The 12,265-nt window shown below is 66.9% G+C and carries 9 protein-coding genes; 3 read left to right on the top strand and 6 right to left on the bottom strand.

Translation table 11 applies throughout. The features are described from left to right. Positions 1-85: 85 nt before the first annotated feature. Positions 86-784, bottom strand: coding sequence for an arylesterase (locus tag NZK81_RS04960; RefSeq protein ID WP_419181652.1), 699 nt, complete (start codon positions 782-784; stop codon positions 86-88). A 50-nt stretch (positions 785-834) separates the two neighbouring features. On the opposite strand from NZK81_RS04960, the gene NZK81_RS04955 reads away from it, so the two are divergent. Together NZK81_RS04955 and NZK81_RS04950 are read left to right on the top strand one after the other, a co-directional pair. Then, positions 835-1,545, top strand: coding sequence for an ABC transporter ATP-binding protein (locus tag NZK81_RS04955; RefSeq protein ID WP_260044457.1), 711 nt, complete (start codon positions 835-837; stop codon positions 1,543-1,545). A gap of 159 nt (positions 1,546-1,704) precedes the next feature. After that, complete coding sequence (locus NZK81_RS04950) at positions 1,705-4,224, top strand: ABC transporter permease (RefSeq protein WP_260044455.1); 2,520 nt, start codon at positions 1,705-1,707, stop codon at positions 4,222-4,224. On the opposite strand, the gene NZK81_RS04945 is transcribed toward NZK81_RS04950, so the two are convergent. The 3 genes from NZK81_RS04945 to NZK81_RS04935 form a co-directional block, all read right to left on the bottom strand. Beyond that, positions 4,221-4,673: a DUF805 domain-containing protein gene (locus NZK81_RS04945; protein WP_260044452.1), complete on the bottom strand. Its 453-nt coding sequence runs from the start codon at positions 4,671-4,673 to the stop codon at positions 4,221-4,223. The genes NZK81_RS04950 and NZK81_RS04945 overlap by 4 nt on opposite strands. Positions 4,674-4,806: 133 nt before the next feature. After that, positions 4,807-5,271 carry a DUF805 domain-containing protein gene (locus NZK81_RS04940; protein WP_260044450.1) on the bottom strand — a complete coding sequence of 155 codons (465 nt, stop codon included), beginning with the start codon at positions 5,269-5,271 and terminating at the stop codon, positions 4,807-4,809. Positions 5,272-5,428: 157 nt separating this feature from the next. Continuing rightward, positions 5,429-8,059, bottom strand: coding sequence for a TonB-dependent receptor (locus tag NZK81_RS04935; RefSeq protein ID WP_419181651.1), 2,631 nt, complete (start codon positions 8,057-8,059; stop codon positions 5,429-5,431). 281 nt (positions 8,060-8,340) lie between these two features. Between NZK81_RS04935 and typA the strand changes: the two genes are divergently transcribed. Then, positions 8,341-10,173 (top strand): translational GTPase TypA, encoded by a 1,833-nt coding sequence (gene typA / locus NZK81_RS04930; RefSeq protein WP_260044448.1) that lies wholly within the window; start codon positions 8,341-8,343, stop codon positions 10,171-10,173. A gap of 105 nt (positions 10,174-10,278) precedes the next feature. Here typA and recF read toward each other — a convergent pair whose 3' ends face one another. Both recF and NZK81_RS04920 read right to left on the bottom strand, forming a co-directional pair. Further along, entirely contained in the window at positions 10,279-11,385 is a 1,107-nt protein-coding gene (recF, locus tag NZK81_RS04925; protein ID WP_260044446.1) for a DNA replication/repair protein RecF, read from the bottom strand. A gap of 47 nt (positions 11,386-11,432) precedes the next feature. Beyond that, a complete protein-coding gene (locus tag NZK81_RS04920; protein WP_260044444.1) occupies positions 11,433-12,227 on the bottom strand; it encodes a queuosine precursor transporter in 795 nt (264 codons plus the stop codon). Between the last annotated feature and the right edge of the window lie 38 nt (positions 12,228-12,265).

Genomic DNA, 12,265 nt, shown 5'->3' with positions numbered 1-12,265 from the left:
AGGAAAGGACTTCAAGTCTGTCCGATTACAATTTGCTAATGGCTCTCGGGTGCTTCGACGGGACATTTGAGCTGTCACCCGCCAGCTACTTCTCCTTCGGCAGCGCGTCCGCGACATCGTCCAGGGTGGCCGTGACGATGGCGTCCACGCCGATTGCGGTCGGGTGCGTGTGGTCGTCCTGCATCAGGTCGGGCTTGTCGATCACCGGCTGCAGGAAGAAGGGCACCAGCGTTGCGCCGTATTTCTGCGCCAGTTGTGGGTAGATCGGGTTGAACTTTTCGGCGTAGTCCTTGCCCAGGTTGGGGGCGGCGAGCATGCCGAGCAGGACGACGCGGATATTGTCGTCGGTCAGCCGCTTGAGGATCGCCTCCAGGTTCTTGCGCGTCTCGGCAGGCGGCAGGCCGCGCAGCATGTCGTTGCCGCCCAGGCTGATGATGGCGAGCTGGGGCTTTGCGGGCTGGCTCTTCAGCGTGAAGTCGAGCCGTTGCAGGCCCGCTGCGGTGGTATCTCCCGAAACCCCGGCATTGGCGATGCGGGCGTTGACGCCGCGCGCGCGCAGCGCCTGTTCCAGCCGTGCGGGATAGGATTCGCCGTCCTTCAGCCCATAGCCCGCCAGCAGCGAATCGCCGAAGGCGAGGATCGGGCGCTCGGGCCCCATGACCGGGATTTCGGGCGGGGCATCGAGCGCGCTTTGCGTCTGTTCGGGGGCGGGCGGGGCGGCCTTGTCGCAGGCGGCGAGGGCAAGGGCGGGCAGGAGCAGCAGGGCGGGGCGAAGGCGGCGCAAGAGGGTCTCCGGGGAAGAAGCGCTTGTAGGGTGGGGCTTTGCTATCCCATATGGGGCAGGTGACAAGTCCTTCCCAGTCCCCCGAACATGCTGTCCTTGCCCGTGACCTGCGCCTGACGCTGGGCAGCGGCGACAGCGCCGTCGAAATCCTGCGCGGCATCGATCTGGCCGTGCCGCAAGGCCAGACACTGGCACTGCTGGGGCCTTCGGGTTCGGGCAAGTCGTCGCTGATGTCGGTGCTTTCCGGGCTCGAACGCGCGAGTTCGGGCACGCTTGCGGTCGCCGGGCAGGACTTTGCGGGGATGGACGAGGACGCGCTGGCCCGCGCGCGGCGCGGCCGCATCGGCGTGGTGCTGCAGGCGTTCCACCTCCTGCCGACGATGACCGCGCTGGAAAACGTGGCGACGCCGCTGGAGCTGGCCGCGATGCCGCAGGCGCGCGAGCGGGCCGAGGCGGAGCTGGAGGCCGTGGGGCTGGGGCACCGCCTTTCGCATTACCCCACGCAGCTTTCGGGCGGTGAGCAGCAGCGCGTCGCCATTGCCCGCGCGCTCGCCCCGCGCCCCTCGCTGGTCTTTGCCGACGAGCCGACCGGCAACCTCGATGCGAAGACGGGGGCGGCGATTATCGAGCTGCTGTTCGCCCGCCGCGCCGAGGCCGGGGCGACCCTGCTGATCATCACCCACGACGAGAACCTTGCCCGCCAGTGCGAGCGCGTGGTGACGCTGGCCGATGGACGGATTGCGAGTGACAGCCGTGGGTGAGGCAAATCGCGTGACGCTGTCCTCCCCGGCACGGGGAGGGGGACCGCCCGAAGGGTGGTGGAGGGGACTCGCCTCCTCACGATACCGCCTCGCGGGGACGAGAATCCCCTCCACCATGCTGCGCATGGTCCCCCTCCCCGTGCCGGGGAGGACGGGCGCGTGAACCTGCCCTGGCGCACCGCATGGACTATCGCCCGGCGCGATCTTTCGGCGCGGTTCCGGGGCTTGCGGTTGCTGCTCGTCTGCCTGTTCCTGGGCGTGGGCGCGATTGCCGCGATCGGGACGCTGACCGGCTCGATCGAGCGTGAACTGGGCGCGCGCGGGCGCGAGATTCTGGGCGGCGACATCGAACTGCGCGTCTGGCAGCGGGGGCTCACTGATGCCGAGATGGCCGCATTGGCGCCGCTGGGCGAAGTTTCGCCGGGGCTGCGGATGCAGGCGATTGCCAGCAAGGGCGATCTCACCGCGCCGGTCGCGCTCAAGGCGGTGGCCGGCGACTGGCCGCTCTATGGCAGTCTCAAGCTGACCGATGGCCGCACGGTCGGCGCGCCGGGCGAGGGCACCGCGTGGATCGCGCAAGGCACGGCCGCAAGGCTGGGCATCAAGGCGGGCGACAGTTTCAGGATCGGCGGCGAGCCGGTGAAAGTCGGCGGCATCATCACGGCCGATCCCGAACAGCTTGGCGAGGGCTTTGCGCTCGGCGATGTCGCCATCGTTCCGCTCGACCTGCCGCAGCGCGCGGGGCTGACCGCGCCGGGGGCGATGTACCGCAGCGCCGTGCGCGTGAAGTTCAAGGGCAATGCCGATCCCGAAGCGGTGGCCAAGAACCTTGAGGCGCGCTTTCCCGATGCCGGTTTCCGCATCCGCACGCGGGAGAAGGCGACGCCGTCCACCGAGCGTTTCGTCAGCCGCATGGGCGAATTTCTGGTGCTGGTCGGGCTGGCCGCGCTGGTGATCGCCGGGATCGGCATCGGCGGGGGCGTGTCCTCCTATCTGGAGGCGCGGCGCACCTCGATCGCGACGCTCAAGGTGCTGGGCGCGACGAGCGGGGACATCGCGCGCATCTATCTGCTGCAGGTGGGCGCGGCGGCCGTGGTGGGCAGTCTGGCCGGGCTGCTGGCGGGCGTGCTGGTGACGCCGCTGCTGGCAAAGGCGTTGGGAACGCTGCTGCCGGTCAGCACGGGCTTCACCGTTTCGCCCGCGGCGCTGGCGACGGCGGCGGCCTATGGCCTGCTGGTGGCGCTGGTCTTCGCCGCGCCGCCACTGGTGCGGGCGCGCAGCTTTCCGGCGATGGCGCTGATGCGCGCGCGGGTTTCCCCGCTGGCGGCGGGCGGCAAGGCGCTGGCGCTTCCGGTCGGGCTGGGGCTTGCCGCGATTGTCGCGCTGGCGTTGGCCAATGCGGCGCAGCCGCTGGTGACGGTGGGCTTTCTTGCCGGGGCGGGCGTGATGCTCGGCCTGCTGGCGCTGGTCGGGCTGGCGATCCGCAAGGCGGCGGCGCGCCTGCCGCGTCCGCGCGATCCGATGCTGCGCGCGGGGCTTGCCAATCTCCACCGGCCGGGCGCGCAGACCGGCGCGCTGGTGACCGCGCTCGGCTTTGGCCTTTCCGCTTTCGTGCTGATCGCCGCGGTGCAGACCAGCCTCGATGCCAATATCCGCAAGTCGGTGCCCGCGCGCGCGCCCGACTTCTTCGTCCTCGACGTGCCGCAGGACGGCGCCGCGCGGTTTCGCGAGACGGTGGAGCAGACCGTGCCGGGTGCGGTGACCAAGATCGTGCCCAACCTGCGCGGCAAGATCCTCGCCTATGGGCCGAAAGGCCACATGACCCGCGTCGCCGATCTGGGTGAGGATATCCCAGAAAATGCCTGGGCGCTGCGCGGCGAGCGGGGGCTGACCTATTCGGCGGGTCTGCCCGAAGGCAGCACGGTGACATCGGGCAAGTGGTGGCCCGAGATCTATCGCGGCGAGCCGCTGGTCTCGCTCGATGAGACTTTCGCCGAGGCCGTGGGGCTGAAGGTGGGCGATTACGTGACCGTGGGCGTGCTCGGGGTGGAGCGCACCGCGCGGGTGGCGGCGCTGCGCCGGATCGACTGGGACACGATGGGCTTCAACTTCGTGCTGGTCTTCTCGCCCAATGCGCTGGCCGATGCCCCGCACAACCTTGCCGCGACGATCGAGGTTCCGACCGGCACGCCCACGGCAGGGCTGCTGCCCCGGCTGGCGCGCGCCTTCCCATCGAGTTCGGTGATCGAGACGGGCACCCTGCTGCGCGATGCCCGCACGCTGCTCGACCAGATGTCGACCGCGATCCTCGCTGCGGCTTCGGTGGCGGTGCTGGCCGGGCTCGCGGTGCTGCTCGGCGCCATCGCCGCCGCGCGGGCGAGCCGGACCTACGACAACGTGATCCTGCGCGTGCTCGGCGCGAGCCGGCGGCAATTGCTGGTGCTGCAGATCGCGGAATACGGGCTGCTGGTGCTGGTCCTCGCCGCCGTCGCGCTCGCGGCGGGCAGCGTGATGGCCTGGGCGGTGATCGCCAGGCTGTTCGAATTCGACTGGCTGCCTAACTGGCCGCGCGTCCTGGCGGTGCTGGGGGCAGGGCTGGTGCTGGTCCTCGCCTTCGCGCTCGCCGGCTCGCTGCCGCTGCTGCGGGCGAAACCGGCGCGGGCGCTTCGGGAGCTCTAGGCGAAGATGCTCGACCCGGTCGGGTCCTTGGGGTCCTCGCCATAGCGGTTTGGGCCTGCCGTGCCGGGCAGGAACATGATCACCAGCATGGCCAGACTGGCGATCAGGCCGATAACGGGAAGCGCTCCCAGCACGATGAAGCCGAGATACCACCAGCCGCTCATGTCGCGATCATGCAGGCGGCGTACGGTCACGGCGATGCTGGGGATCAGCACGGCCAGGATGTAGATGAAGCCCAGTATCAGGAAGATCGACACGCCGCCGCTGATGTCGGGCCTGGCACCTTCCAGCGAAGACGAGAGGATCGACGTGTTGAAGCCCATCGCGGCTATCACAAAGACGGAAATGATGATCGCGTTGAGGAGCGTGAAGCCCCAGTATTCCATGCGCCGCGACCGGCCGCTGAAATCGGCATACCGATTGAACGGCATGATCATGTACTGAAACATAGTGCCCCCTTTGTCACAGGTTCGGATGCAATATAGCCCAAGTCACGCAGGACAAGTTAACGGGTTGCAGGATCTTCATCAAAGGGCACGCAACGGCTACCCTTGTAGCTCCATTTTGCGGAGCGTTGGCGTGTCAGGCGCCCGAGATCGGAACTTCCGATCCGTCGGGGGCCTTCGGGTCTTCGCCGTAACGGTTCGGGCCGGCCGTGCCGGGCAGGAACATGATCACCAGGTAGGCGATGCTGCCGATCCAGCCGAAGACCGGGATCACGCCCAGCACCACGAAGGCGAGGCACCACCAGCCGCTCATGTTGCGGTCGTGCAGCCGGCGCACGTTGGTCGCGATCAGGGGGATCAGTACGGCGAGGCTGTACATGGCGAGGATCGCGAAGAAGGCGATCGCCGCGATACCGAGCGAGCCGCCGAATTCCGCTTTCCGGATCAGCGCGCGGTGGGAAAAGCCAGTTGAAAAGGCGAGGGTGACGAGGATCGACGTCACAATAAAGTTCAGGAACGCGAACGACCAGAATTCCATGCGCCGCGCCCGGCCGCTGAAATCGGCGTAGCGGTAGAACGGCATGATCATGTATTCGAGCATGACTGTTCCCGGAATTACATCGGGGCCCGCTATAGGTATTTCGCCAGGGGCGCAAGAAAAAGGGATGCGCGGCCCCCCGACCACGCATCCCTTGGCAGTTTGCGAACCCCGGAGCGGCTTCTCCCCTCCCGCCGGGGTCCGTTATCGCGCTCCGGTGTCAGAACCGGTAGCGCGCCGCCACGCCATAAGTGCGCGGCTGGTTCGGATAGCCCGAGATCGAGCCGGGCTGCGCCGGGCTGTCGAAGATCTGCAGGATCGAGCGGTTGTCGAGCAGGTTGCGGCCCCAGATCGAGAATTCGAGGCCGTTGTCCATCGCGTAGGTGAGCGAGGCGTTCACGTCGTTGATGTCCTGCTTGAACTCGCGGCCAGCGGCGAGCGCGGCGGTCACGTCGGTGACCGCGCCCGTCGCATCGCGCACGACGAGCCCGGGCAGGCCCTCGTTGATCTGGAACAGGGCCTCGTAGTGATAGTCGCCGCGCAGGATGATCCGGTCACCGTTGTCCAGAGGCTGCACGTATTCGGCGCCGAAGGTCACCGAAAGCGGCGAGGCGCCGGCCGGACGGGTGCCCGAAAGGTCGCCGAAGGCCGAGAGCAGGAAGCTGTCGTACTTGGCGTCGAGGTAGGTCATCGACAGCGTCAGCGTCAGCGGATCGATCGGCTTGGCCGATCCTTCGAACTCGATGCCGACGGCTGACTGTTTGCCTGCATTGGCGAGGAAGAAGCCCGAGCCGGTGAAGATGTTCGACTGGAAGTTCTTGATGATCTGCTTGAACACCGCGACGTTGGCAGAGACGATGCCCCAGTTGCCCTTCACGCCGAACTCGTAGACCGTCGAATCCTCCGGGTTCGCATAGCGGCTGCCCGCCGTCAGGTTGGTCACCGCCAGCCCCTGCGCGCGCAGTTGCGCGAGGTCTGCCGGGGTCGGGCGGCTATCGCGCGAGAGGTTGATCGAGGCGGCCTTGTAGCCGGTCGCGAAGGCCGCATAGACGTTGACAGAGGGCGTCATGTCCCAGGCTACCCGGGCGGTATAGCTGACGTTGCCGTCGCTCACCTTGCCGTCCTCCACCGCGTTGGGCACGTTCATGAAGGGCGGGAAGTACTGCAGCGCGCGCAACGGGTTGAGCGGGTTGGCCGCCGGATTGTCGGCATTGGCCGCCGCGTAGGCCCCGGCAGTGGCCGCATCGAGACCCTGCGCCAGCGCGCCGAAGTACAGCAGCTGCTGGCGGAGCGGGGTATAGGCGGCGCTGTCGAAATCGATGCCCGCGAAGGTGTCGCTGGACGTCGTGTTGGTGGCAAAGCGCTTCTTGTCGTGGGTGTAGTTGATGCCGCCGGTGATGGTCAGGCCCGGAGCGACCTCGAAATCGAGCTGGCCGAACAGCGACCAAGCCTCGTTCCTGAGCTTGTAGGCTTCGTCGAGGCCGGTGCCGGGCAGGTAGAACTGGCCCGCATACTTCGTCGGATCGCCTTCGAGCGCGCCGAACGTGGTTTCCAGCATGGGAATGCTGAGCGCGCCGCCGGAAAGGCTCTGGATCAGCAGGTCGGCGTAGGGGCGCGCCTGGGTGCCCCAGTAGACCTCGTTGTTCTGGCTGATCTTCTCGTTGAAGTAGTAGGCGCCGATCAGGCCGTGCAGCCTGTCACCGATGTCGAAGTTGGCGCGCAGTTCCTGCGTGAAGGTCTTGATCCGCAGGTCCTGCCAGTTACGGCCGAGCAGGTCCGCGCTCGAAAAGTCCGAATCCTGGTTGGTCAGCACGTCGCCCCGGCGATAGGCGGTGATCGATGTCAGCTTCGTGCCGCCCAGATCGTAGTCGATCTGTCCCGAGAAGCCCCAGTTCTTGATGTTGTTGGAGCTTTCGAAGTTGTTGTAGGTGATGTTGTCGTACTTCTCGTCCGGGGCGTTCACCGCCCCGCCCAGCGCGAAGATCGCCGCTGTCGGCAGTGCCTGGCGCAGGTTGACGGCGGCGCAGCAGTTCTCGTCGATCTTGCCGTAGTCGCCGATCAGGCGCACTTCGAGGCCGTCGTTGTTGTCGAACAGCAGCTGGCCGCGCGCGAACCAGCGGTCGCGCTCGTTGGTGCGTCCTCCGGTGGCGAGATCCCTGACGATGCCGTCGCGCTTGTTGAGCCCGCCGGCAAGGCTGACCGCGACGGTGTCGCTGACCGGCCCGGTGACGCGGCCCTTGACGACCACGGCGTTGTAATTGCCGTAACTGGCCTCGACATTGCCGCCGAAGGTGAACTCGGGCTTGCGGGTCACGATCGAGATGACGCCGGCCGAGGCATTCTTGCCGAACAGCGTCGACTGCGGCCCGCGCAGCACTTCGATGCGCTCGACATCGGGGAAGTCGGCAATCATCGCCGCCGAGCGCGAGCGATAGACGCCGTCGATGAACAGGCCGACCGAGGGTTCGATGCCCGCGTTGTTGGCGCCGTTGCCGAAGCCACGGATGTAGAAGTTGGTATTGGCGCTGGATTGCAACTGGTTCACGCGCAGCGAGGGGACAACCGACTGGAGGTCCTGGAGATCGCGGATCTGCGCGCGCTCGATCGTCTCGCTGGTGGTGACACTGACCGCGACGGGCACGTCTTGCAGTGTCTGTTCGCGCTTGGTGGCAGTGACCACGATCTCGTCGGAGAACACCTCGTCGGCCGCCTGGGGCGCGTCTTGCGCCATGGCTGCCGGGCTCCAGGCCGAAGTGGCCATCGCGGTGCCGATCATCAGCCCTGCAACGCGAATGCGTCGGAGCGCCATGCTGGTCGACCGCGCGGTCGAGCCTGCTGGAATAGTAATCATGAAAAACCTCGTCCCTTTCTGCGCGGTTGCCTGTGTCATTCGCTTCCCGGGCTCACCGCCGTCATGGCTCGGTTCTTAAGATCTTCGTTCGGTGCGGACAATCGATTGGGGGAAAAGACTGCAGACATTCTGCCGCTATGTGACAGTTGCGCCACAGAATGTCCGATACTTGCGTGCTTGCCGGAATCGTCGGCATCGGCTAAGGGCGCGGCAAATTTTGCGGTGCAACATGCGTTCTCCGCAAGCATGCCGTTTGGCCCCCTCGAATTGTAAGGCTACCGATGTCCGCCCCGCTTCCCTTGCGCAATATCGCGATTATTGCGCACGTCGACCACGGCAAGACCACGCTTGTCGACCAGCTGTTCCGCCAGTCCGGTACCTTCCGCGACAACCAGCGCATCGAAGAGCGCGCCATGGACTCCAACGATCTGGAAAAGGAACGCGGGATCACCATTCTGGCCAAGCCGACCTCGATCGAGTGGGAAGGCCTGCGCATCAACATCGTCGACACCCCGGGCCACGCCGACTTCGGCGCCGAGGTGGAACGCATCCTCTCGATGGTCGATGGCGTTGTCCTGCTGGTGGACAGCTCGGAAGGCGCGATGCCGCAGACCAAGTTCGTCACCGGCAAGGCGCTGGGCCTCGGCCTCAAGCCGATCGTCGTCGTCAACAAGATCGACCGTCCCGACGGCCGCGCCGATGAGGTCCTGAACGAAGTGTTCGACCTCTTCGTCAGCCTCGATGCGAACGACGAACAGCTCGACTTCCCGGTGCTCTACGCCTCGGGTCGTAACGGCTATGCCAGCGATGACATCCTTGCCCGCGAAGGCACGCTGGAGCCGCTGTTCCAGCTCATCCGTGATCACGTTCCGGCGCCCGATCTCGATGCCGATGCGCCTTTCTCGTTCCTCGCCACCCTGCTCGACCGCGACAACTTCATGGGCCGCGTGCTCACGGGCCGCGTCCAGTCGGGCGTGCTCAAGATCAACGACCCGATCCGCGCGATGGACCGCGACGGCAAGGTGATCGAGACCGGCCGCGCCTCCAAGCTCATGACCTTCCGCGGTCTCGACCGCGTGCCGGTGGAAGAAGCGCGCGCGGGCGACATCATTGCGCTCGCCGGTCTCGAAAAGGCGACCGTTGCCAACACCATCGCCGATCCGGCCGTTACCGAGCCGATCCAGGCCCAGCCGATCGATCCGCCGACGCTCGCCATGCGCTTTGCCGTCAACGACAGCCCGCTCGCGGGCCGCGAAGGCGACAAGGTGACGAGCCGCCTGATCCGCGACCGCCTGATGCGCGAGGCCGAAACCAACGTCGCCATCCGCGTCACCGAGAGCGAGGACAAGGACAGCTTCGAGGTTGCTGGCCGCGGCGAACTGCAGTTGGGCGTCGTCATCGAAACGATGCGCCGCGAAGGCTTCGAACTCGGCATCTCGCGCCCGCGCGTGCTGTTCAAGACCGACGAGGCAGGCGGCCGCACCGAGCCGTACGAAACCGTCGTGATCGACGTGGACGACGAGCACTCGGGCACCGTCGTCGAGAAGATGCAGCGCCGCAAGGCCGAGCTGACCGACATGCGCCCCTCGGGCGTGGGCAAGACCCGCATCACCTTCTCGGCTCCCTCGCGCGGTCTGATCGGCTACCACGGCGAGTTCCTTTCGGACACGCGCGGCACCGGCATCATGAACCGCCTGTTCGAGAAGTACGGCCCCTACAAGGGCGCGATCGAAGGCCGCCTCAATGGCGTGCTGATCTCGAACGGCACCGGCGAGGCCAATGCCTACGCGCTCAACAACCTGGAAGACCGCGGCATCCTGTTCGTGGCCCCGCAGGAAAAGCTCTATGAGGGCATGGTGATCGGCGAGAATGCCAAGCCCGATGACCTCGAAGTGAACCCGATGAAGGCCAAGCAGCTGACCAACATCCGCTCCTCGGGCAAGGACGATGCGATCCGCCTCACCCCGCCCAAGGTCATGACGCTCGAGCAGGCCATCGCCTATATCGACGACGATGAAATGGTCGAAGTGACGCCGCAGTCGATCCGCCTGCGCAAGGTCCACCTCGACCCGCACGAGCGCAAGCGCGCCAGCCGCAAGAAGGACGCGGCCTGAGCCGAGCTATCCTCCCCGCGTGCGGGGAGGGTTTGTTCCGCAGGGCTCTGCGTTTGATACCGGTCGCCCCCGCGAAAGCGGAGGTGCGGGTGTCAGATCTACATCCTAAGGCAGGCGCCGAACCGTCCCGCCGCTGACTTCCCACACGGCCGCTTCCCGCGCGATTGCCTCGAACGGGGCGATTTCGGTGCCGGTCAGCCAGACCTGCGCCGAGCCCGCACGCAACCGGTCGAACAGCGCCTCGCGCCGGACGGGATCGAGGTGCGCGGCGACTTCGTCGAGCAGCAGCAGGCGCGGGCGGGCCTCCTCGTGGGGCACGCCGGTCCCTTCCAGCAATTGCGAATGGGCGAGCGTGATCGCGATCAGCATCGCCTTCTGCTCGCCGGTCGAACATTCGGCGGCGGGTTGGCCCTTGCCCGCCATCGTCACCGCCAGTTCGTCGCGGTGCGGCCCGGTGAGCGTGCGCTGGGCGGCGCGGTCGCGCGCGCGCCCCTCGTGCAGCGCCATGGCGAGCGCCTCGGCGCCGATCGGTCCGCCCGGCTGGTAGGCGAGCGAGGGGCGGGCAAAGGGCGAATCCGGCAAGCCGGCAAGGGCCGCATCCAGCCGCGCGACGAGATCGGCGCGGGCGGCGGCGACGGCAGCGCCTGCCTCGACGATCTGCATCTCGATGGCATCAAGCCAGTGCGGATCGGGCGTACGCTCGTCCGAGAGCAGGCGGTTGCGTTCGCGTAGCGCGTTTTCCAGCCGCGAGGCGTTGCTGGCATGATCGGGCCGCAGGGCCAGCACCAGCCGGTCGAGAAAGCGCCGCCGCGCGCCCGCGCTTTCCACGAAGAGGCGGTCCATGGCCGGGGTCAGCCAGCCGATCGAGAGCCATTCGGCCAGCCGCACCGCGGGGGCCTCCGCGCCGTTGATCTGCACGATCCGCCGTCCGGGCCGCTCGGCCATGACACCCGTGCCCAGGCGCACCGGATCGCCGCCGGGCAGCACCAGCGAGGCGCTGATCGCGAAGCCGCCGTCATCGAGGCCCTGCTGCGGCATGTCCGTCAGCTGCGCGCGCCGCATGCCCCGGCCCGGCGCGAAGAGGCTGATTGCCTCGAGCACATTGGTCTTGCCCGCGCCGTTCTCTCCCACCAGCAGGTTGAACTGCGCCGTCCCTTCCACCGCGGTCTCGCGGTGGTTGCGGAAACGGGAAAGAAGGATGCGGTCGAGCATGGTCGGCGCGGGACTAGCCGCTGCGGGCCGTCATGGCCACAGGAGCATCACACCGCGTCGGTCTTGGCAAAGGGCGAGAAGTCCACGTCGTCGTCGTAGACGTCCACGCCCTCGCGCCGCTTGAGGAAGCCGACAATGAGGTAAGTGAACGGCGTCAGCACCGCTTCCCACAGCGTCTTGATGGTCCACTGGGTCAGCGACAGCGTGATGATCAGTTCCGGCGTGAAGCCCGGCGCGCCGAGGAAGGCGAGCGGATAGAACAGCGCGCTGTCCACACCTTCGCCGAAGACCGTCGATCCGATCGTGCGCATCCACAGGTACTTGCCCCCGGTCATCACCTTCATCCGCGCCAGCACGAAGGAATTGACGAACTCGCCCGCCCAGAACGCGACCAGCGAGGCGAGAACGATGCGCGGCGTCTGGCCGAAGATCGAATAGTAGGCCGCCTGGTTGGGTGCGGTCACCTGCTGGCCGTTGATCGTGTAGGTGGCAGACGCGATCGCCCATTCCGGGTTGGCCGGGATATAGACCACGACCGCGCTCATCAGCACCATGAACAGCAGACCGAAGAAGCCCGCCCAGATACAGCGGCGCGCGTTGGCATAGCCATAGACCTCGGTCATCACGTCGCCGATGATGTAGGAGATCGGGAAGAACAGCACGCCCGCGCCGAACGTGAAGGTGCCCACCAGCGGCAGTTCTATCTGCGCCTGCTTGGCCGCGCCGATCAGGTTCGACAGCAGCAGGATCACCACGAAGGCGACCATCAGGTAGTCGAAATAGCGGAAATGGCGCCGCGCGCCGGCCTTGCCGTGGATGCGGGAGAGGTGCTGATCGCTCATGCCGCTTGGGTAACCTGCCTAGGCGATGTGCGCAAAGC

This window comes from Novosphingobium mangrovisedimenti, assembly GCF_025153475.1.
Lineage (GTDB): Bacteria > Pseudomonadota > Alphaproteobacteria > Sphingomonadales > Sphingomonadaceae > Novosphingobium > Novosphingobium mangrovi_A.
This window is presented reverse-complemented; position numbering and strand designations above follow the sequence as displayed.